This window comes from Candidatus Accumulibacter sp. ACC007, from assembly GCF_907163205.1.
GTDB lineage: Bacteria > Pseudomonadota > Gammaproteobacteria > Burkholderiales > Rhodocyclaceae > Accumulibacter > Accumulibacter regalis.
The window spans coordinates 146,793-167,203 of the sequence record NZ_CAJQUD010000008.1; the positions used below are offsets into that span (position 1 = coordinate 146,793).

The following is a 20,411-nucleotide window of genomic DNA, read 5'->3' on the forward strand; positions in this document are numbered from 1 at the left end:
CATTCTGGAACAGTTGGCCGCGACGCAGGATCGAGCAAGCGCTTAACAAACATCAAGGAATTCAGGATCATGTCTGACACCAGCCAATACCAACCCCCGAGGGTCTGGACCTGGGACGCCGAAAATGGCGGGAAATGGGCCAAAACCAACCGTCCTATCGCCGGGCCCACGCACGAGGCCGCGCTACCGCGCGGCAGACATCCGTTGCAGCTCTATTCGATGGGCACGCCGAATGGCCAGAAGGTCACCATCCTACTCGAAGAGTTGCTGGCTCTCGGCGAAACGGGCGCGGAATACGACGCCCACCTGATCCGGATTGGCGACGGCGAGCAGTTCTCGACGGGTTTCGTCGAAATCAATCCAAACTCGAAAATCCCGGCGCTCCTGGATACCGAGACCGGCAGTCGAGTTTTCGAGTCCGGAGCGATCCTTCTCCATCTGGCCGAGAAATTCGGCCATTTCCTCCCCAGGGACGCCGCGGCGCGCACAGAGGTCATGAACTGGCTGTTCTGGCTGCAGGGCTCGGCACCCTATCTGGGCGGCGGGTTCGGGCACTTCTACGCCTACGCGCCCGAGAAATACGAGTACCCGATCAACCGTTTCACGATGGAGGTGAAACGCCAGATGGACGTGCTGGACCGCGAATTGGCCGGGCACCGTTATCTGGGCGGCGACGAATACTCCATCGCCGACATCGCCACCTGGCCCTGGTATGGCAACCTGGTGCTCGGCAAGGCCTATGGCGCGGGCGAGTTTCTGCAGGTCGAAAGCTACATCAACCTGCGCCGCTGGGCCGACGAGATCCTTGAGCGCCCCGCCGTCCAGCGCGGATGCAGGGTGAACCGCAACTGGGGCGAGCCTTCAGGGCAGCTGCACGAGCGCCATGACGCCTCGGATTTTGACCTCAAAACCCAAGGCGACCTGGCACGTGAACGCGACGGATTCCCGAGCTTATCCTCGCTGCCTCTCACAAAGTGATGTCAAGCGGGCGACCGCGGGTAACCGGGGACGGAGCGCGGATCCCGGAGGCTCCGGCGTATCCACGGTGCCGGCCAATGCCACCTCCAGCCGTTTCCCTCACTGCCCGCAAGGCGGCGAACTGCCGTCTCGCCCGCTCAGATTCGGATGCTGCCCCGTCGAATACACGATGCCGGTACTGGCATCGAACATGACGTCAAAGAATTCCTGCTGATTCCAGCTGTTGCAGAACAGCCATGACCAGGCGAGTTGATTGCTGCGCGCGTAGAACTGCGTCCATTGCGATCCCGAGGGACCCAGGATGCGCAGCACCTGATCCTTGGTCATTCCGCCCTGGACACGCGCAAAATGGGCGGCGTTCAGCACCTTGTCGATGCGCTGGAGTTTGCCATCCGGGCCGACAAAGGCCATGAAGGTCTGCGTGCCGGCCGGCCCGCGCGGGTAAGCCAGCTGCTCGCTTCCATCGGCATCCTTCCAGCTCATCGCCGGCTCGCCCATGGAAGCCACGACCTCGGAAAGCGTCGCCACACCCGGCTTGAGATTGCTGCCGCTGTAACCGGCGCAGGCGGCAAGCAACAGGACCGTGAAAACAAGGAGTCCGCGTCCCCCTACTGAAAATCTGCTGTCCATTTCGCCTCCATGTTCGAAAAAGGTTGAGGTCCGTTTCACGCGCCCACGGCACCGATGAAGGATAGAAAATTCAGAGTGCCTTGGGAAAGGATTTGTGACGCTGACAGCCACCATCAGCTCGCCGATTTTCGCTGATTTCTTTCCCGCCAGGGGTGACGATTCACCGTCGTGCCATCCGCACCATGGCGCAAGCGCTGCCCTGCCGTTAGCCTGCCCTTGCCGATCGACCGTCGCATCGGCGCGCTCAGTTGCGCGCCAGCGGCACGGCCATGTAACCGGCTGCTGTCCCCGTCAGCTCCCGCCACAACTCGCTGATCGGCACGCGGTTCTTGCTCGTCCGGTCGACCCACTCGGTGGGCGTCGCCGTGCCGGGGTGGAAGCGGACGCCCCAGATCGGCTCGAAGCCGTCTGTACGCAGCGAGTAGCGCGCGTCGCCGATGACGCTCGGGTCGGCGCTGGCGCGCGCCACCCAACCGGCGGAGAAATAGCTGAAGCGCGCGTAGTCGCGGCGGACACGTTCATCGGCGAGCGCCGGCGGCGGCAGATCCTTCTCCAGAAGAAGGTCGACCGTGCTGCCCTCCTTCCAGCGCGTCGCGGCGCGGCTCACCACGCGCAGCCGGTCGGTGTACAGCGTTTCGCCGGATTGATAGACCGATCGCCAGAGCAGCGGATTGCCGACAGTCGGGAACATTTCGGCACGGTCGAGCGGATGGCCGCGGGCGGCGGCGATGCGCACCTGCATCTCGAGCGCGCGCTCGCGCTGCCAGGCAGCCGTGCCGACGTAGGCAACGCTGAGCAGCAGCGCCACGGCCGCCGGAAATCGCGCGCCGCGGCGGACGGCGAAGATCAGCCCGACGAGCAGCATCAGGGTCAGCAGCGGGCCGATGGTGGTGATCCAGTGCCATGCAACGCGCAGCGGCGAGAACGGCCAGAGCAGGTGCGTTCCGTAGTTGGTACAGGCGTCGAGAACGGCATGGGTGGCGTAGCCGATGGTCGTCGCCGCGACGATTGGCCGCCAGTTCGGACGATGAGCCTGCCGCGCCAGCCACGGCAGGGCGGCGACGATGCCACCGACCGGAATGAACGCCAGGGCGTGCGTGAAGTGGCGATGGTATTGAATCGCCAGCAAGGGGTCTGCCGAACTCCGGATCAGGATGTCGGCATCGGGCAGCACGCCACCGACGGCGCCGAGCAGCCACGCCTGGCGGCCAAGGCGCGGGCCAAGGGCGACCTGTGCGGCAGTGGCGCCGAGCAGAGCATGAGTCAAGGGATCCATTGGGCTTCCAGGGACGGGTTCGGGTGGCAGCAGCGGGAATAGACCCGGCAGGAGGAAATCGGTTGCAGGCAGAGACCTGCCGGGCAGCCGGCATTATCGCGCGAAGCGGCGCCCGGCTCCGACGAATCCGCCGCATCGGCGTCGCAGGGTCCTTCGCAGGGCCTTTTTTCGTCGGCGCGACGGGACGGCACCTTTCGCGCCGATCGATCCACCGCAGCATTGACAGGCATCTGCCCCTTGCCTATAATTCGGCCCTCCTCGGGGGTCGGTAGCTCAGTCGGTAGAGCACTGGACTTTTAATCCATTGGTCGTGAGTTCGAGCCTCACCCGACCCACCAAGAAAATCAAGCAGATAGCCCGGCTCACAAGGTCGGGCTTTTTGTCGTCTGGCGTTTGTGTAACCACCATGTAGCCAGATTAGGGTAATCCGAATCAATCCCGCCAAGCCCATTCCGCCGACGACAACACCCGGCGAGCCACCGGGCGCCTGATTGGTAAAGCCGCTACCGGTCGCTTGCCTTGAACTTCGCGGCCATGCTATACAGATGGGACAGGCCATTACGCGCACTGAAAGGATGGAAATTGAAAGCCGCTGCCGCCCTGTTGGTCTTGAGTGTTGCCATGTTGTCGACGGCCAACGGCCAGACATACTACAAATGCAAAACCCCGTCAGGCGGAACAGTTTTCTCCGATGCCCCTTGCTCCGGCGGGAATCGCGAAGAGCAAGTTTTCCAAGGGTCGGGGCAAGCCTACCCGAACCCTCGGGACGTCGCCAGGACACGGGATCGCGAAACCAGCATGCTCGATGCGAAAGTCGCCGAAGCATTGGCTACACGCGACTTCAGCAAAGCCAAGAGCTTGGCGGTTACCGAGAGGCAGTGGCAAATGATTTCTGACGCTGAGCGACAGTACGAGCGTAGAGACGACGAACTGCGAGCCGAATCGAGGCGTAGTCAGGAGTGTGAAAGAGCACAGTGGAGCTACGACCTCGCAGCAGGGTCCAATAGTTCGACTGGCGCGACAATCGGAGCGGCGAAGCGGCGAATGTATTCGGCGTGCGGGATGCGCGAGCCAGACACTACTACCACTATCATCAATAACAACCCGAGCCCCCGGAATTACCGGTACCGATAGCAACCCGGAGAGGAATGCCGGGGTGGCATGCCTGAGTCAGTGCTGCCGCGGGCACTCGCTGCCCGGCGGCGCCTTGTCAGTATGGACAAGCTTGCGGCCCCTGCGGCGCGGCGCCCCTACGACGTCGCTACCCTTGCCGACCGATCAATGCTCGTGGCGGTGATGGATATCGGGGAAGTGACGATGGCTGTGCGCCATCGGCAGGTGCCGGTGGTGATGACTGTGCGGCTCGTCGCCAGCCCAGCCGGGGTCATGTGGGTGCTGGTGATGCTCGTCGTGACGATGGCTGTGGGCGTGTTGCAAGTCGTGGTGAGTATGCTGATGGCCGTGCTGCTCGGTGAGGTGCAGCCAGACGCCGACGCCCATCAATGAGGAGGCGACCCAGAACACCGGCGAAGTGGACTCGCCAAGAAGGAGCAGCGCAACGGCGGCGCCGATGAAGGGTGCGGTCGAGAAGTAGGCGCCGGTACGCGCAGCGCCGAGGCCGCGCAGGGCGAGCACGAACATCACCAGACTCACCCCGTAGCCGAGCAGGCCGAGAGTCATCGCCGGGATCAGCGTCGCCACACCGGGTAGCGTCATCCCCAGAGCCAGCGCCAGCAGCGTGTTGACGCCGCCGGCGACGAGACCCTTGCTGCCGGCAATGAACAGGGCGTCGGACGCGGAGACGTGGCGCGTGAGATTGTTGTCGATCGCCCAGCACAGGCAGGCAGCGCTGATCGCCAGCGGGCCAAGCCAACTGTCCTGCCCGGTGTCGCCGGTCGGCCACGAGAGCAGCACGCCGCCGGCGACAATGGCCAGCATGCCGAGGACGATGCGCCGGTCGGCATTTTCCTTGAAGGCCAGCCAGGCGAGGAGCGCGGTGAGAACAGCTTCGAGATTCAACAGCAGCGACGCCGTCGCCCCGCTGGTGTGCACCAGCCCGTAGAGCAGGGCGACCGGTCCGAGGACGCCGCCGAAGAGCATGGCGCCGAGCAACCACGGCCATTCCGCGCGCGCCAGACCTGAAGGCTGCCAACGCCGATCGCGAATCAGCCGCGCCACACTCAGCCCGATACCGCTACCGAGGTAGAGCAGACCGGCAAGCAGGAGTGGCGGCACGTCGCCGACCAGCAGTTTGGCGACCGGCGTGCTGGCGCCGAACAGAACGGCGGCCAGCAAGGCGTAGAGGACAGAGCGGTTCATCGGCGTCGCCTCCTCACCGCGAGTCGACCTCGAGCACGTAGCCCATGCCACGCACGGTACGGATCAGCTTGGGCTCGAAGTCGTCGTCGACTTTCGCGCGCAGTCGGCGCACGGCGACATCGATGACGTTGGTGTCGCTGTCGAAGTTCATGTCCCAGACCTGCGAGGCGATCAGCGAGCGCGACAGGACTTCGCCGCGCCGGCGCAGCAGCAGTTCAAGGAGCGCAAACTCCTTCGCCGTAAGGTCGATGCGCCGCCCGCCGCGGCTGGCCCGGCGGCGGAGAAGGTCGAGCTGCAGGTCGGCGGCCTGCATCAGCTCCGCTTCCTTGCTCGACGTCCCGCGACGCAGCAGTGTGCGCACACGGGCAAGCAGTTCGGCAAAGGCAAAGGGCTTGACCAGGTAGTCGTCGGCGCCCAGCTCGAGGCCTTTCACCCGATCCTCGACGCGATCACGAGCCGTCAGAAACAAGACCGGTATGCCAATGCCGGCGCTGCGCATTCCCGCCAGCACCTGCCAGCCATCCAGGCTGGGCAGCATCACATCGAGGATTGCCAGATCGTACTCGTTCGTCTTGCCCAGATGCAGGCCATCGGCACCATCGCGCGCCAGGTCGACGACGAAGCCGGCTTCGCTCAAGCCCTGTCTCAGGTAATCACCGGTCTTGGGTTCGTCTTCGACGAGAAGAATCTTCATCGTGAAACCTGTGGGTCGCAAATCGGTGGATTGTGCGCTCAACTGCACGCCTTGAAATGCCTGGAGCAAAGAATTACGAAAATGTAATCTCGCTGTCAGCTTGCGGTACGCTTGCCCTGCGCAAAATGCCTACTTCCCAAGCGTTCACCATTCGCCTTTCCTTCGCCAACGCACGCTGGCCGCAAGCCGCTGCGGTCCCTGACCTCCTCTTCTGCCGCACCCCGGCCACCCAACGAGATCCTGCCATGACGCTGATTCGCCTCTTCTTCGCCCTTGTGCTGCTTTCCGCCACCGGCGCGTTCGCCCAGAGCGCCCCGCGCGTCGAGGTCTACAAGAACGCCGCCTGCAGCTGTTGTGGCGGCTGGGTCGACCACCTGCGCGAGAATGGCTTCGCCGTGACCACCCACGATATCGACGACGTGCCCGCCAATCGCAAGAAGCTGGGCATGCCGGAGGAACTGGGCTCGTGTCACACGGCGAAGGTCGACGGCTACGTGATCGAAGGCCACGTCCCGGCGGCGGACATCAAGCGCCTGCTCAAGGACAAGCCCAAAGCCCTCGGACTCGCGGTGCCGTCGATGCCGGCAGGATCGCCGGGAATGGAGAGCCCGCGCCCGGTTCCCTACGACACCCTGCTGGTTGAGCGCAACGGATCGACCAGCGTCTACGCGCGCCACTGAGGCACTGAGGCGGGGGTGACCTACGGCGCGGAGACGACCGAAGGTTTACGGGCATCTGCCCCATGCCAGGAGCTAGCCATGTCGCCAATCAGGACTCTCTTTCTCTCTCTCGCCAGCGTGGCTTTCCTCGTCGCCAGCGACAATTCGCTCGCCCACACCGACGAGGTTCTGGCGACCCAGAAGGCACCCAACGGCGGCGAGTTGCGCGTCGCCGGTCCCTATCACCTTGAACTGGTGGTCGCCACCGACAGCCGGGAGGTGCGCGAAAACCCGATCGTTCTGCATGTCTCGGACCATGACGGCGTCGCCATTCCGACCGCCGGAGCGAGGGCGACGGCAACGCTCCTGGCGGGCAAGATCAAGGCCACGGTGACCCTGGCTGCCGACGGTGGCAACCGCCTGAAAGGCTTCGCCAAGTACGCGTCGACACCGGGCATGAAGGTCGTCGTGACGCTCACGCTGCCCGGCCAGCCAGCCGAGCAGGCGCGCTTTACGCCACTGGCAACGAGCAGGTAGCCATGCAATGCCGGGGCCAGCTGTAAGCAGGCGCACGCGCGCTCCTCGGTCTGATCGCGTGGCTGATCCGACCCCTGACGAAGGCGCGCAGACGACCGTCACCCGGTGACGGGAAGCGCGCCGCCTGGCTCGCTGAACACGGAAGGGACGTTGAAGCCATCGGAAGAAGAAATGTCTGCGGCAAAAAAACGTCTACTATGGGACGAGGCGCTGCGCGTTTCACCAGGAGAATGCCCGATCGTCACCGCGCGCCCGGCGAGGCATTCAGCAGAAGGAGAACGCAATGGTGAACAGCAAGAAACCACCAACGTGGAGCGACGTCAAAGCCACCCTGAAGGATTTCGACCGTGCCGACCTGCTGGGTCTGATCGAGGATCTGTACGCCGCCAGAAAGGACAATCAGACTTTCATGCACTCCCGTTTCGGGCTCGGGAGCGATGCCCTGAAACCGTACAAGACGATCATCGATCGCTGGCTGTGGCCGGACGTATTCGGCAACCAGAGCTATTCGGTCGCCAACGCGCAGAAACCGCTTGCCGATTACCAGCGGGTGGTTGGCGACCCCGAGGGTCTGGCCGAACTGATGATCTTCTACTGCCGGCACGCCGTCGGTTTCAGCACCGAAGTTGGCGTTGCCGACCAGGAGTATTTCGACGCCCTGGTGCGCATGTTCGAGCAGGCGCTGACCACCGTCATGACCTTGCCGGAAGCCAAGCGCGAGCACTTCCTCGTCGAGCTGGGCGAGATCAGGGCAACCGGGCGCAACCTGGGCTGGGGCGTTGGCAGTGGATTCAACGATGCCTGGGCACTGATCGGCCAGAAATTCGGCGAGTAGCAAGGCGTTCAGAACAAGGTCGTCGCCCTACCTGCTGCTACTGCGATGACCCATCCCTGCTCGGCCTATCCGGGCGTGTTCTGCTCGATCCGCTTGCTATGCCGGCTGAGGCTGCCACTCAGTTGGCCAACGATCTCCGACGCGGCATTGATGATCTGGCTTGAGCCGAAACCGGCGCGCGTCATCTCCTTGTAGAAAGACTTGGCAAGGATTCTGGCCACCTGGTCAGGATTGGCCACGGCACACTCCAGTGCACTGCCAATGTCCTTCTCGGCGAACTGCATCAGTGCCATCTGGGTGAAGCGCGACTTCAGGATGTTCTGCAGCTGCACCACCTGGATCGCCTTGCCGACGAACAGCGCGACGACGTCGAGCAGACTCAGGTCGTCCCTGGTAAAGCTACGCCCTTGCAGATGCCCGCTGATATTGATCACGCCGATGGTCTTGCCGTCGATGGCTATCGGCGAGGAAAGCAGACTCTTGCGCGGGTCACTGGCCCGCCGTGCCCACTGCGCAAACTCGGAGCGCTCGATGTCCTCGATCAGCAAAGCCTTGCCAGTGGCGACCACCCGCCCGGCAATTCCCTCGCCGGTGCGCGTGGTCTCCTTGTAGGCCGCGGCTGGCAGCGGACCGCAGCTGCCGCAGACGCGCAGGCACAGGTCGTTCATCTCGCCCGCCTCGTCTTCGGTCTCGGTGAGCAGCATCAGCGAGCAGTTCTCGGCGTTGAGCACGCGCGCGGCAATTGCTGCGAGTTGCTGCATGTTGTCGTCGAAGCTGCCTGCGTCCAGAAAACTGGCGAGATCCTGCAGCTTGATCAGCGAATTCTCTCTGTCACTCATGATGTTCCCCTGCGAATGCTGCCCATGCCGCAAAAATGCAACGGTGATCCGATTATAGGCGCGCGAACGGTGCGGCGATCAAGCTTTAGGGCGCGGCGGTGCCGCCCGGCGGGGCGAACATCGCGGCCGCTGCCGGCACCGGCGATGGCGGCGTCAAGGCCGGGGCGGGGGTCAGCGACCGGCCTCCCAGTGGCGGAATCGCGCCGCTGCCTCGGCCCGCCAGGCGGACGACAAACACCCATTGCGTATAGCGCGTCGCCTCCTCGAAAGCCTCGTTTTCCAGATCGAAGTCGGCGACCTTGATCGGTTTCGCGTTCGAAAGGCTATGCACGCCCATGATTCCGCCACCCGGCGCGGCGACCAGACCCCACTCGTTACTGCCGCTGATCGGGTCCGGATAGAGCCTTCGCAGGTGTCGGCGCACACCCGGATAGCGCGGGTCCCTGAGCAGGTCGGCGAGCGCACCCGGGTAGCGGCGGTCGCCGGCCGGGCTGCTGTTCAGGTAGCTGGCAATCGCCTTCCGATACGCGCCGCCAACGTCGAGAAGCCTCTCCTCGGCCTCCCGCCTTTGCACGATGCCGCCCAGGGTCAGCGTGGCGCTGGTGGCCAGCGCCAGGATGGCCACCAGGATCAGCAGCCCGAGGTAGGTGAAGCCGGCTTCGCAGTGGCCTCGGCAAGCGCGCGCCATCGCTACAGTTCGGCGAAGGGCTGGCCGTCCCGGGTGGCTCCGGCGGCCCCGCTTTTCAGATCATAGACCCGGCCCTCGACGCCGACCGAATCGGGCGCGATCAGCAACCAGGTGCGGGCACTGCCGGTGATCGGATCGTGGGGCAGCGAGCGCAGGTATTTCTCGCTGACCAGCTCGTCGAGGCTGTCCGGGTAGCGTCCCTTGTCAGCGTAGAACTTGTCGATCGTCTCGCGCACCAGATGCAGGTTTTCGCGCAGCACCGCCTCCTTCGAGACGTCTATGCTGTTGAAGTACCTTGGCACGGCCAGAGTGAGCAGCAGAGCGATGATCGACAGCACGACGAGCAGCTCGATCAGCGTGAAACCCTGCCCGCGCAGCCGCTGCCGGTGACGATTCACCATTGCCGGTAGGGCACGCCGTTCAAGCCGACGCCGCCGGATGTCGAGTACACGTCATACACGTCGTCGCCCTCGCGCGGGTTATCCGCTTCGCTGGCGTAAGCGCGTTTTCCCCAGCTGTCGGCCGGCGGCAGGCGGGTGTCCGTATGCAGCGGATCGCGGGGAATCCGCCGCAGGAAATAGATTTTTCGCCCCTTGGGGTCGCGCAGGTCGACCTCTCCCTCGAGCAGAATCTGCAGATTCGCCGGATAGCCACTGTTGCTCGTCACCGTCCGGATACGCCCTTCGTCCCCGGCCCGCTTGTAGTGGTCGATGGCCGCGCGCAGCTCGCGCAGCGCGAGTCTCAGCTCCTGTTCCTTGCCGCGCTGGATGGTGGTCTGCGCGACCGGCACGACGACCCCGGCGAGGACGGCGACGATGGCCAGGGTGATGAGCAGCTCGATCAGCGAAAAGCCAGCCCCGCGCAGCGCGCCTGTCGGCGGCGAAAAACGCGTTGGCGGTTGCCTGACAAGCCCGTTCATCGTCACTCACGGGGCGACAAGCAAGCGGTGCGCCGGCGGCAGCCTGGCGCTGATCGCCGATCCGCGCGAACCGACCGGGGCGACGGTAATCAGCTCGACGCGTGAATCGCCGGGCGCCAGCGCGCGGAAGTTGAGCGTGGCGACGACGTCCTGTGAGGTCGCGCCGCCGTCACCCGAACGGGTGCCGGTGATCAGGACCTGACCGGCAGGATCGACGCGATAGGTGAAGCTGGTCTCGCCGCCATTCTGCCTGAGGAAGCCCCCCTCGCTGACGTCGGCCACCTGCACCACGCGCGGATCGAAAGCGATCGCCAGCGGCAGGCTGACCACCGGTTGGTCCGCCTGCATGATCAGCTGCAGCGCGAAGCTGTCGCCGGCGGTGAGTTGCGTCGGACCCTGCCAGAGCAGCTGCGCCGCGCCGCCGGACTGGACGGCCGGCTGGGCCGCCGCCAGGGCGCCCTGTGCAGTGGCGGCCGACGCTGACTGAGCGCCGTTGCCGGCGGCCGTTTGCGCCAGGGGATTTCCCGGCGCTCCGCCGCGCGCACCGGCCGCGCCTGGAGGCTGACCCGGCAATCCCGGCGGCAATGCGCTGCGCGCCGCCGCGTCCGCGGGGGTAGCGAGTGCCGCTCCCTGAGCAGCCGGCCGGCCACGGAAGCTGGTTTCGGTGCCCCCGTCGAACTCGGCGAGATGGTTCGCCGCCCGCTGGATGTTGCGCAGCACCCGCGGCGTGATCGAGAGCACGATCTCGGTCTTGATTCCCTCGTCGTGATGCCCCCCGAACAGGCGACCGAGCACCGGAATGTCACCGAGGAAGGGCAGCTTGCTGGCCGTCCGGCGGTCCTCGTCGCTGATCAGTCCGGCGAGCAACTGGTTCTCGCCGTCCTTGAGACGCAGGACGCTGGTCGCCGTGCGCGTGCCGATCCGATAGGCGACGGTACCCGACTTGGTCTCCACCCGATCGACGATATTGCTCACCTCGAGGGTCACCTTGATGGCCACTTCGTTGTCGAGGTAGATCGTCGGTTCGATGTCCAGCTTGAGGCCGACATCGATGTAGGTGATCGACTCGGAGACAAAGCCGGTCGACGTGGCCGTCGAGGTGATGTTGGGCACGCGTTCGCCAATCAGGATCTTGGCTTTCTCGCGGTTGCGCGCGCGAATGCGCGGATTGGCCAGCAGATTGACGTCGGCGTCGGTCTGGTTGGCGCGGATCACGACCGGAGCGACGGCGGCGCCGATGGACGACGAGTTGAGATTGCGCAGGTCGTTCAAGGTCAGCGTACCGCCGCTCGTCGACGGCAGCGGAGTCAGCGCCAGCGCGTTCGGCCAGTTGACCCCCAGGTCGCGAAGTCGCGAACGCTTGACCTCGAGGATCTCCACTTCGAGCATCACTTCGGGCTCCGGCACATCCTGCAGGGCAACGAGCTTCTCGGCGAGGCGAATCGCTTCCGGGCTGTCGCGAATCATGAGCAGATTCAGCTTCTCGTCGACCACTACATCCTTGCTCTTGAGGATTGTCTTCAGCGTGGTGGCGACGGTCTTGGCGTCGGAATTGGCCAGATAGAAGGTCTTCACCGTCAGCGCCTGGTAGTCGCGCTGTTTCACCGCCGTGTTCGGGTAGATCAGGATCGAGTTGCCATCGAGGACACGCTGTTCGAGCTGGTTGGTGAGCAGCACCAGATTGATCGCCGCCTCGATGCTGCTGTTGCGCAGGAAAATGGTGACTTTCTGATCGGCGCGCAAGTCCTTGTCGAAAACGAAGTTGAGCCCCGAGGTGCGCGAAATCACTTCGAAAACGGTTTTCAGCGGCGTATCCCTGAACTCGATGGTGATCGGTTTCCGGTAGGCCGTTTCCAGCACCGACTCCTTGGCGACACGAGCGCCGCTCTCGTCAATGACGCGCAGCAGCTCCAGCGCGCGCTCGTGCCGGGGGTTGGTGGCGAGGATCTTGCGCAGGCTCGCGCGCGCCGCGGCAGCGTCGCTCCTGCTCCAGGCGGCCAGTGCTTCGCTGTACAGGATGTCGTGGCGACGCGACGCGTCCACCAACTGCAGCCCGACCAACGCCCGCTCGTTACCCGGCTGCAACGCCAGCGCGCGTCGAAAAGCGGCGCTGGCGGCGTCGTAACGCGCTTCCGCCAGGGCCCGTTCGCCGTTGTCGAGGCTGGCATTGACGTAGCGCTCCTGCGCCCGTACATAGGCAATGCGATACTCGGCGGAGCTTGGTTCGAGGGCGATCGCGTCCTGAATTCTGGCTAGCCCGGCGTCGACCTGTTCGGCCGCGAGCAGCTCCTGGCCCTCGGTGAACGCCGTCTGCGCAGCACAGCCTGCCAGCAGCAGCGCCGCAGCCACGCCCAGGCAGCCCCTCCACCTGCCGGCCGGTCTGCGCTGCTCCGACTTCTCCTTGCTCACGATGGCGATCCTCCGATGGAAATGGTCTGCGACTGCTTCAGCGGCAGGTAGATCAGGGTCAGCGTGGACGGGGTAATCGCCTTGACCCGGTAGTTCCTTTCGAGCGTCATCCCCTCGCGAACGATGAACACTTCCTCTCCGCGTCCGAGGTAGGCCTCCCACTGCCCGGCTTCGAATTTGTTGCCAAGGTACACGAAGGGCGGCGGCGGTGCCATTGGCGCGCGTGCTTTTTCAGACGTCGCCGGCGTGGGCGGTGGCGGCGGCCTCCAGCTCAGCGAGGGGAACAGATCGCGACTTTCGTGCGCCTCACCGACGCCGGGAATCAGTTGCTCGCGCGCAATCAGCGCCGCGATTTCGAGTTTTCCAGCGGCCTTTGCCGCGCGCTCGGTCGCGGGCGCACGTCGCGGCGAGGTCGGCGCGACGACCTCCACTGGCGACCTGTCCGGCGGCGTCTTGTCGCCGAACAGCGCCAGCCAGGCAGCGACCGGCAGCAGGGCGAAGAGCAGCAGGCGACGCGCGTTCATCGCCCCACCTCATTGACCACATCCGCCGCACTCACCGCTTCCGCCACATCCGCCGCATCCACACTCGCCGCTCCGAGGCGCTCGGGCGGCGTGGGCCGATGATGCCAAATGGTCAGGCGAACCTTCGCTTCGATCTCGTTGCGGCCGATTTCGTCGCGCTTGAATCCCAGTTCATTGACCGCGACGAAGGCCTGCGTCGCCAGTATTTCCTCGATCCAGCGGCGCACATCCGCGTAGCGCCCGCTCACCGGGACGGTCATCTGCAGGGTATCGACCTGCGCCTGCAGGTCGCGGCCACGCTGGTACTCGGCGCGCGTGCTCAGCAGCTGATGCCTGACTGCCGAATCGAGCACCGCCTGAATCGTCGCGAGGACCTGACGCTCTTCGGCGAGCACGTCCCGGAAAGCCTGGTAGTGGCGTTCCGACGCCGGTTCCGGCGCTTCCACGGGCGGCGCGCCTCCAGGCGCGGGCGCCTGCAAGGCACGCAGACTGTGCTGCTTCTCCGCCAGTTCGGCGTGCAGTGCGGGAACGAGTATTCCGGACACGAGCAGCAGCAAGCAGGCGGTCAGCGCCAGAAGCAGCCACCACGGCCCGTGCCGGTGCAAGGCGATCTCGGCACTCAGCCGCAGGCGGTCGACGAGCAGAGAAATCCTGTTCACTGGCGCTCCCGACCATGCTCGCCTGGCGCGGCCCGGTTTGCGGCGCCGTTGTCGGCCGCGCTGTCGCCGGACGTCTCGTCGAACAGGGCCTCGAAGCTGAAGCGCAAGGGCCGATGCGGGTCCCTGTCGTTGATTTCCTGTTTGCTCACCACCGCCCTGACAAAGGGGGCGGCCGATCCCAGCGCGGCAAGATAGTCGAGCATCCCCTGGTGATCCCGGGCCTCGGCGACCCCCTTGACCAGGCGCCGCCGGTTGTCCGGCTCGATCTGCAGCAGCGCGACCTTGGCCGAGGCAACGCTCTCGAAAGCGTCGAGCATCGCCGGCCAGGGCGTATTCAGTTGGCCGATGGCGCCGTTGATGGCCAGCACCTGAGCCTCGGACAGGAGCAGCGGCGGTCGCGGCGGTGGCGTCCGTGCGGCGACCTCGTGTCGGGCCAGGGCAATGGCCTGCGCCGTTTCAGCAATCTGCCGTTCGAGGTGCAGCATTTGCCAGCTCAACGCAACAGCCACGACGCCAGCCACTGCGCCGAGGGCGATGAGAATCGCTCTTCCGCGCGCCGCCACCGGCTGGCGCCACAATGGACGAACGACGAAATCGACGTGCATGGGCTTCATGGCCGACGGCCCGCAAGCGCCAGCTGCGCCGCTGCCGAGCCCGTTGCGGCCGGCGAAACTACGCCCGACAAAGGCATCGTCCGCGATTCCAGGCCGGCAATCGTGGTCGGCTCCGGCAACCAGTCGGCAGCGCCCGCCCAGAGCAGCGACTGTCCTCCGGCGCTCTCGCCCGAGCCCGGGCTGCGCAGGCGCTCCTGCTCGACAAGGGTTTCCAGCGTGGCAAAATCCGGCGCGCTGGACAGCCGCAGGCTGCGTGTCGCCGCGACCCGGTCGTTACAGGTATTGAGCAAGGTCAGCGTCAGCCCGAAGCCGACCAGCAGCCAGCCGTCGGCCGGGATTGCCGTGCACAGCCGATTGCCCACGCGGATTAGGGCCGGAGCCAGCGAAGCGAGCCGCCAGGAATGCGCCTGCGCCAGCTCGTCGAGCGCCTGATGGAGCGGCCGTGGCAGCGCACAGACGATGAATGGGGATGTCGCATGCCAGTCGCCAACCAGCAGAAAATCGTCGGCCGACTCGCCGTAGAGTGCCGCAAAGCGTGCCGCCGCCGTGGCGCGCAATTCGCGAAGGCCCTGCGCCCCGCGTGGCGGGGTGACGACGAAACTCCGGGCCAGGCTGTCGTCAAGGGTCACGACCAGCAGGCGAGCGTCCGGCACGCTGGCGAAGGCGTCGGGCCGGGCAGTCTTCAGCGTTTGCAGCGCCGCACACAAGGCCGCACTGACGTCGGCGAGCGCCGCCGACGCCGCAGCGACGGCCTGCGCGACGAGCAGCTGCGCCGCCGCCGTGCCCGCTTCCGGCTCGGCCAGCAGGACGACTTCACTGGCGCTGCAGCCGAGCAGCAGGCGCCTAGCCTGAAAGCGTGACACGGTGCAGTTCCTCGAGAGTGGTCTCGCCGCTGGCGACCAGACGCAAGGCGGCTTCGGTCAGGCTGCGCGTGCCGTTGCGGTAGGCGACTTCCTTGAGTTGCCGGATCGGCCGTTTTTCGATGATCAGTTCGCGCAACTCGTCGTTCAGATTCAGGATCTCGGCAATCGCCTTGCGCCCACGATAGCCGGTACCCCGGCAATCGCCGCAACCGCCACCGCGGCGGAAGTCGAAACCGGCCAGCGCATCGGCGGCAATGAGGTAACGTTCGAGCGCCGCGTCGCCGGGCGTATAGGACTCGCTGCAGCGGGCGCAGTTCACGCGCAACAGACGCTGCGCCCAGATACCGTTCAGCGCCGAGGCAAAGGCGTAGGGGTCGATGCCCATGTGCGTGAAGCGGCCGAAAACGTCGAAAACGTTGTTGGCATGCACGGTGGTGAGCACCAGGTGCCCGGTCAGCGCCGACTGCACCGCGATCTCGGCCGTCTCGCGATCACGGATTTCGCCGATCATGATCTTGTCCGGATCGTGACGCAGGATCGAGCGCAGGCCGCGCGCAAAGGTCAGGCCCTTCTTGTCATTGACCGGGATTTGCAGGACGCCGGGCAACTGGTACTCGACCGGGTCCTCGATGGTGATGATCTTGTCGCGACCGCTGTTGATCTCGGAAATAGCGCCGTACAGGGTCGTCGTCTTGCCCGAACCGGTCGGACCGGTGACCAGCAGCATCCCGTAGGGCTCTTCGACGAGGCGCCGCAGGGCTTTCAGCGAATGCGCGTCGAAGCCGAGCAGGTCCAGCGTCAGCGAACCATGCGCCTCGATGACGCCGCGCTTGTCGAGGATGCGGACGACCGCGTCCTCGCCGTGAATGCTGGGCATGATCGACACCCGCAGGTCGATGTCGCGGCCGGCGACCTGCACCCGGAAGCTGCCGTCCTGGGGCGTCCGCCGCTCGCCGATGTCAAGCTCGGCGAGCACTTTCAGCCGTGACACCACCTGCTCGGCGAGGAGCACGCCGCTGATCTGCGCGACCGTGTCGAGCACCCCGTCGAGACGGTACTTGATGGTGATGCCGGTCGGCGTGCTCTCCAGATGCACGTCGCTGGCCGCCGCCCGCACGGCGTCATAGACGGTCGAATTGACCAGCTTTACCGCCGGGCTCGACGCTTCGCTGAGTGACGCGAAACTGAGGACCTCGGCACCCCGATGCTTCTCGGCAACGCCAGCGCCGTCGTGCACCAGCGATTGCACGGCATGCACCGACTCCTCGTGCTTCGACAGATAGGCCTGGATGTCCGCCGCCAGCGCCAGACGGTAATGCACCGCCGTGCCGACCAGGCTGCTCAGCCAGACCATGCAGTCGCTATCGAAAGGGTCGGCGATGACGGCGATGATCGGGCATTCAGCCGCGTCGTCGTCAGCCACCGCGCGCAGCAGCAGGCAGCCACGCTGCTGCGCCCTGACCAGCGGCAGCAGGTCGAAGGCCGCGCCACAGGCGAGCATCCCGGTGGTATCGATGACCTGCAGGCGAAAACGCCGCGCCAGGACGTCGACCAGCTGGCGCGGTTCGCCGGCGGTCAGCGCCTCGAGTTCGCCGAGCAGCGAGCGCCCGGACAGCCGCGCCAGGTTCCTGGCCTTCTGCAGCAGGGTATCGTCAAAGCCCTGGTTGGCGGCAGCGCCGGGAGCGTTCATTGCAGGGCACCCGCAAGGTCGAAAATGGGCATGTACAGGAGCACCACGATCAGCCCGACGAGAAGCCCGATGGCGGTCATCAGCAGCGGCTCGAAGACCTTCGCGAAGCGCTCGATCCAGCGCGCACTCTCGCCTTCATAGAACAGCGCCGAGCGGGTGAGCATGGCGCCCATCTGCCCCGATCTTTCGCCGACGCGCAGCAGGCGCAGGGCGACCGGCGTGGCCAGGCCACAGCGCTCGAAGGCTTCGGACAGGGAACCGCCGTCGGAAATGGTGCGCCGCGCGGAATGCAGCGCCTCGCGGGTGGTCGGTGAAACGGTGTCGCCAACGATGTCGAGCGCGGCAAGGATCGGAATGCCCCCTTCGAGGAGCATGCCGGTGGTCAGGTAGAGGCGCGACAACTCGATCAGCCGGATGCGCTCGCCGATGCCCGGCAGGCGGGTCAGGAAAACGATCCAGCGCCCGCTGCGAATGAAGTGCCGCAACCAGAAAACGGCGACCAGCGCCACGACCAGCAGTCCCCCGAATACGACGTCGCTATGCTCGCTGACCAATTGTCCCCAGTCGAGCAGGAGCTGTGACAGCCAGGGCAGCGAACGGCCGCTGCCCTGGTACACGCCAGCGAAGCGCGGCACGACGTAGGCCATCAGAAAAACGGTCACCGCACCGCCGACAGCGAGCAGGATGGCCGGGTAGATGGCGGCGCTGAACACCTTGCTGCGCACGGCGTCGAGCCGCGTCTGATAGTCGATATAGCGCGCCAGGGCGTGCGGCAGGTCGCCGGTCCCCTCGGCAGCCCTGACGATGCCGACGTAGAGCGGCGGGAAGACCTCGGGTTGGCGGGCCAGCGCGGCCGAGAAGCGCAGGCCTTCGCGCAGGTGGGCGGTGAGCCGTTCGAGCACCGCGCGCGCGGTCGGTGAGCCTTCTTTCTCGAGCAGGGCCTCGAAGGTTTCGACCAGACTCAGGCCGGCTTCGAGCAGGGCCAGCAGCTCGGCACTGAAGAGGAGCAGGGAAAACGACCGCCGGCCACGTCCGGGCAGGCGCCCCGAGTCACCGGCTCCGCCGGCAGCCTTGATCGACAACGGCTGCAGCCGCCGTTGCTGGAGCAGCCTGCCGACCTCCCCGGCATCCGCGGCGTCGACGCTGTGCGTCTCGATCAGGTTATCGGCAGATAGGGCACGAACCTCAAAGCGCATCCTCGCTCCGCCGGATTGTCATTGATAGGTGACGTCGGCGGCGTCGCCGGTCCCCCCGGGCTGGCCGTCCTTGCCATACGAGGTGATCTCGAAGTCGCCGGTGACGCCTGGCGAGCGATAGAGGTAGGGGTGGCCCCAGGGGTCGTCCGGCACCGCCTTCTGCAGGTAGGGGCCGTTCCAGCGCGCCGCACCTGCCGGTTTGCTGAGCAAGGCGTTGAGCCCTTCTTCAGTCGTCGGATAGCGGCCGACTTCCAGGCGATAGGTGTCGAGCGCGCGCGCGAAGGCCTCGACCTGCGCCTTGGCCACTCCCTGTTCGGAGCGCCCGAGCTGCGAGAAGTACTTCGGTCCAACGTAGGCCGCCAGCAGGCCGATGATGGTCACCACCACGAGCAGTTCGAGGAGGGTGAAGCCGGCCGCGGTGCGCGCCTGGAAAGTACGCTGCCGGGTCCCGCTCACAGCCCTCCCCCCCTTGCCGCCGCCGCCAGCACCGCCGGCACGTAGAGCATGGTTTCGCGATAGGGCGGAATGCGACCGCCGTTCCTGGCCACCGCTCCCTGGCCGGCGTTGTAGGCCGCCAGCGCCAGGGCAACGTTGCCACCGTGCAGGCGGAGCAGGTCCTTCAGGTGGCGCACGCCGGCGTCGATGTTCTGCGCCGGATCGGCGGCGTTGGTCACCCCGTAGCGTGCCGCGGTCGCCGGCATCAGCTGCATCGCACCGGTCGCCCCCTGCGGAGAAACGGCAGCGGCGTCAAAGCCGGATTCGACGGCGACCACGGCCGCGACCAGTTGCGGCTCGACCTGGTGCAGGCGAGCGAAATGCTCGATCAACGGCGTCAAGTTCTGCCGCCCCTGTTGCCGGCTGGCGCGGCTTCCTGTTCCTGGCGCCGCGCTGCCTTTTGGGCGCACCGTCGCGCCGCGAATGAACAGGCGGTAACTGGCGTCGAGACGCTGGCTGGCAAAACGAGGACTCCCGTCATCGGCGTAGGAAACGAAGACGCTGCCGACGGTCGCGGCAGTCGCCGAAGACAGCGGCAGACAGCAGGCAGACGCTGCCAGAGCCATGAGCAGCCGTACAGGCATGATCGGGTAATGCTTGCGGGTCCCCTCTACCACCGTTCTTTCCCCTCGGAACGACACTTCCATGCTATAGCAGGCCGGAACTGGCCGCCGAGGATGGCACGCTCGCCCACCGCGGCTTCCGAAACGGCGCCCGATACCTGCATCGGTGGAACCTGCGGATACGACCGGGGCGAGGTGCGCCGACCGCCGTTGGTCAGCGGTTCCTGTGCACCTCGCTGGCCGGAGTCGCTTAGCGGCAGATGGTGCCGCTGACGTCAGCACCTACAGTCTCGTAGCCCCTGATCTCCATGGAAACGCGCGCCTTGGAGAATTTCTTGGTACCACCAACGCCAATCAGTTGCTCAACCGCGTACCCGTCCTCGCGCAAAACAGCCGTATCACGCAGAAATATCTGGCCCAGTTCTTTGTCTTTTCTGGCTTCTCGGTCCGCAGTAATCGTCACCACCGTTGCCGCTGTGAATTGGGGGAATCGGGGGAATGGCAGGTTAGGGTCAGGTGGGACGCGACCTGGTCCACATGCTGCCTCTCCACCTGGCGGAACATTCAGATGACAGAAGCTATCCGCCGTCACAGCTGATAGAGACGTGCCCGTAACTTCATGGTCTCCAAACGTGCCCGAAATCACCGCGGAAAAACAGACCGCCGGCGCCCCCGATGGACCGAAATCCACGTCCTCAAAAATGCGCTCTTTTCGCATTATCGTGGTGAAGGCCGTGCAATTAGTCGGCACTGGAACCAGCGTGAGCGTACCTTGAAAAGGTTCACAACGAGAATCCGCCGCAGCAGCACCAACGCCCCCGCTCAGCAACAACCCCCCCGCTACCAAAGCTGCAACTTTTTTCATGTTTTTTCTTCCCCCGTGATGTTGAGAAACAGGAAACGCCAGTATAGATCGCCTCGCCGGCGAATGAAACTCACAAAAAAACAACATCTTGGACAAACGCATTAATTCAATCGCAAGGGATCGCCAGGCAGGAGGCGAGAGTCCGCCGCCGACCTGTTC

Annotated in this window: 23 protein-coding genes and 1 tRNA gene; 6 read left to right on the plus strand and 18 right to left on the minus strand. The window is 65.4% G+C overall.

The annotated features are described in order from the left end of the window. Window positions 1–69: 69 nt before the first annotated feature. Window positions 70–978, plus strand: coding sequence for a glutathione-dependent disulfide-bond oxidoreductase (gene yghU, locus QZ634_RS16760; protein WP_291990374.1), 909 nt, complete (start codon window positions 70–72; stop codon window positions 976–978). Window positions 979–1,077: 99 nt separating this feature from the next. On the opposite strand, the gene QZ634_RS16765 is transcribed toward yghU, so the two are convergent. Next, complete coding sequence (locus QZ634_RS16765) at window positions 1,078–1,608, minus strand: hypothetical protein (RefSeq protein WP_291990376.1); 531 nt, start codon at window positions 1,606–1,608, stop codon at window positions 1,078–1,080. A gap of 244 nt (window positions 1,609–1,852) precedes the next feature. Then, complete coding sequence (locus QZ634_RS16770) at window positions 1,853–2,884, minus strand: metal-dependent hydrolase (protein ID WP_291990378.1); 1,032 nt, start codon at window positions 2,882–2,884, stop codon at window positions 1,853–1,855. Window positions 2,885–3,146: 262 nt separating this feature from the next. On the opposite strand from QZ634_RS16770, the gene QZ634_RS16775 reads away from it, so the two are divergent. Both QZ634_RS16775 and QZ634_RS21605 read left to right on the plus strand, forming a co-directional pair. Continuing rightward, window positions 3,147–3,222: transfer RNA gene (locus QZ634_RS16775), tRNA-Lys, on the plus strand. A 283-nt stretch (window positions 3,223–3,505) separates the two neighbouring features. Then, window positions 3,506–4,018 carry a DUF4124 domain-containing protein gene (locus QZ634_RS21605; RefSeq protein WP_366145419.1) on the plus strand — a complete coding sequence of 171 codons (513 nt, stop codon included), beginning with the start codon at window positions 3,506–3,508 and terminating at the stop codon, window positions 4,016–4,018. Between the two features lie 144 nt (window positions 4,019–4,162). On the opposite strand, the gene QZ634_RS16780 is transcribed toward QZ634_RS21605, so the two are convergent. Then, complete coding sequence (locus QZ634_RS16780) at window positions 4,163–5,203, minus strand: DMT family transporter (protein ID WP_291990379.1); 1,041 nt, start codon at window positions 5,201–5,203, stop codon at window positions 4,163–4,165. A gap of 13 nt (window positions 5,204–5,216) precedes the next feature. Further along, window positions 5,217–5,897: a heavy metal response regulator transcription factor gene (locus QZ634_RS16785; RefSeq protein ID WP_043562949.1), complete on the minus strand. Its 681-nt coding sequence runs from the start codon at window positions 5,895–5,897 to the stop codon at window positions 5,217–5,219. A 245-nt stretch (window positions 5,898–6,142) separates the two neighbouring features. Here QZ634_RS16785 and QZ634_RS16790 point away from each other — a divergent pair, with 245 nt between their 5' ends. From QZ634_RS16790 to QZ634_RS16800, 3 genes are all read left to right on the plus strand, one after another. After that, a complete protein-coding gene (locus QZ634_RS16790; RefSeq protein WP_043563275.1) occupies window positions 6,143–6,577 on the plus strand; it encodes a DUF411 domain-containing protein in 435 nt (144 codons plus the stop codon). A gap of 78 nt (window positions 6,578–6,655) precedes the next feature. Continuing rightward, complete coding sequence (locus QZ634_RS16795) at window positions 6,656–7,093, plus strand: hypothetical protein (protein WP_291990381.1); 438 nt, start codon at window positions 6,656–6,658, stop codon at window positions 7,091–7,093. A gap of 283 nt (window positions 7,094–7,376) precedes the next feature. Next, the gene (locus tag QZ634_RS16800) at window positions 7,377–7,928 is read left to right on the plus strand and encodes a hypothetical protein (RefSeq protein ID WP_291990383.1); all 552 of its coding nucleotides are present in this window, start codon (window positions 7,377–7,379) and stop codon (window positions 7,926–7,928) included. A gap of 65 nt (window positions 7,929–7,993) precedes the next feature. On the opposite strand, the gene QZ634_RS16805 is transcribed toward QZ634_RS16800, so the two are convergent. The 14 genes from QZ634_RS16805 to QZ634_RS16870 form a co-directional block, all read right to left on the minus strand. After that, window positions 7,994–8,767, minus strand: a complete 774-nt coding sequence (locus QZ634_RS16805; protein ID WP_291990385.1) for a GAF domain-containing protein — start codon at window positions 8,765–8,767, stop codon at window positions 7,994–7,996. An 85-nt stretch (window positions 8,768–8,852) separates the two neighbouring features. Beyond that, the gene (locus QZ634_RS16810; RefSeq protein ID WP_291990387.1) at window positions 8,853–9,455 is read right to left on the minus strand and encodes a type II secretion system protein; all 603 of its coding nucleotides are present in this window, start codon (window positions 9,453–9,455) and stop codon (window positions 8,853–8,855) included. Between the two features lie 2 nt (window positions 9,456–9,457). Next, window positions 9,458–9,856: a prepilin-type N-terminal cleavage/methylation domain-containing protein gene (locus QZ634_RS16815; RefSeq protein ID WP_291990389.1), complete on the minus strand. Its 399-nt coding sequence runs from the start codon at window positions 9,854–9,856 to the stop codon at window positions 9,458–9,460. Next, window positions 9,850–10,374 carry a type II secretion system protein gene (locus tag QZ634_RS16820; RefSeq protein ID WP_291990391.1) on the minus strand — a complete coding sequence of 175 codons (525 nt, stop codon included), beginning with the start codon at window positions 10,372–10,374 and terminating at the stop codon, window positions 9,850–9,852. The genes QZ634_RS16815 and QZ634_RS16820 overlap by 7 nt, the downstream gene beginning before the upstream one ends. A gap of 6 nt (window positions 10,375–10,380) precedes the next feature. After that, the gene (locus tag QZ634_RS16825; protein WP_291990393.1) at window positions 10,381–12,783 is read right to left on the minus strand and encodes a secretin N-terminal domain-containing protein; all 2,403 of its coding nucleotides are present in this window, start codon (window positions 12,781–12,783) and stop codon (window positions 10,381–10,383) included. Beyond that, window positions 12,780–13,307: a hypothetical protein gene (locus QZ634_RS16830; protein WP_291990395.1), complete on the minus strand. Its 528-nt coding sequence runs from the start codon at window positions 13,305–13,307 to the stop codon at window positions 12,780–12,782. Before QZ634_RS16830 ends, QZ634_RS16825 begins: the two co-directional genes overlap by 4 nt. Next, window positions 13,304–13,966 (minus strand): hypothetical protein, encoded by a 663-nt coding sequence (locus tag QZ634_RS16835; RefSeq protein WP_291990397.1) that lies wholly within the window; start codon window positions 13,964–13,966, stop codon window positions 13,304–13,306. The genes QZ634_RS16830 and QZ634_RS16835 overlap by 4 nt, the downstream gene beginning before the upstream one ends. Further along, on the minus strand, window positions 13,963–14,580 hold the full coding sequence (locus tag QZ634_RS16840) for a hypothetical protein (RefSeq protein WP_291990399.1): 618 nt from the start codon (window positions 14,578–14,580) through the stop codon (window positions 13,963–13,965). The genes QZ634_RS16835 and QZ634_RS16840 overlap by 4 nt, the downstream gene beginning before the upstream one ends. Further along, window positions 14,577–15,443, minus strand: a complete 867-nt coding sequence (locus QZ634_RS16845; protein WP_291990401.1) for a hypothetical protein — start codon at window positions 15,441–15,443, stop codon at window positions 14,577–14,579. The genes QZ634_RS16840 and QZ634_RS16845 overlap by 4 nt, the downstream gene beginning before the upstream one ends. Next, the gene (locus tag QZ634_RS16850; RefSeq protein WP_291990403.1) at window positions 15,424–17,133 is read right to left on the minus strand and encodes a GspE/PulE family protein; all 1,710 of its coding nucleotides are present in this window, start codon (window positions 17,131–17,133) and stop codon (window positions 15,424–15,426) included. The genes QZ634_RS16845 and QZ634_RS16850 overlap by 20 nt, the downstream gene beginning before the upstream one ends. Continuing rightward, complete coding sequence (locus QZ634_RS16855) at window positions 17,130–18,329, minus strand: type II secretion system F family protein (protein WP_291990405.1); 1,200 nt, start codon at window positions 18,327–18,329, stop codon at window positions 17,130–17,132. Before QZ634_RS16855 ends, QZ634_RS16850 begins: the two co-directional genes overlap by 4 nt. An 18-nt stretch (window positions 18,330–18,347) precedes the next feature. After that, entirely contained in the window at window positions 18,348–18,785 is a 438-nt protein-coding gene (gspG, locus tag QZ634_RS16860; RefSeq protein ID WP_291990407.1) for a type II secretion system major pseudopilin GspG, read from the minus strand. Further along, window positions 18,782–19,441 carry a lytic transglycosylase domain-containing protein gene (locus tag QZ634_RS16865; RefSeq protein ID WP_291990409.1) on the minus strand — a complete coding sequence of 220 codons (660 nt, stop codon included), beginning with the start codon at window positions 19,439–19,441 and terminating at the stop codon, window positions 18,782–18,784. Before QZ634_RS16865 ends, gspG begins: the two co-directional genes overlap by 4 nt. 196 nt (window positions 19,442–19,637) lie before the next feature. Further along, a complete protein-coding gene (locus QZ634_RS16870; protein ID WP_291990411.1) occupies window positions 19,638–20,252 on the minus strand; it encodes a hypothetical protein in 615 nt (204 codons plus the stop codon). Window positions 20,253–20,411 lie beyond the last annotated feature (159 nt).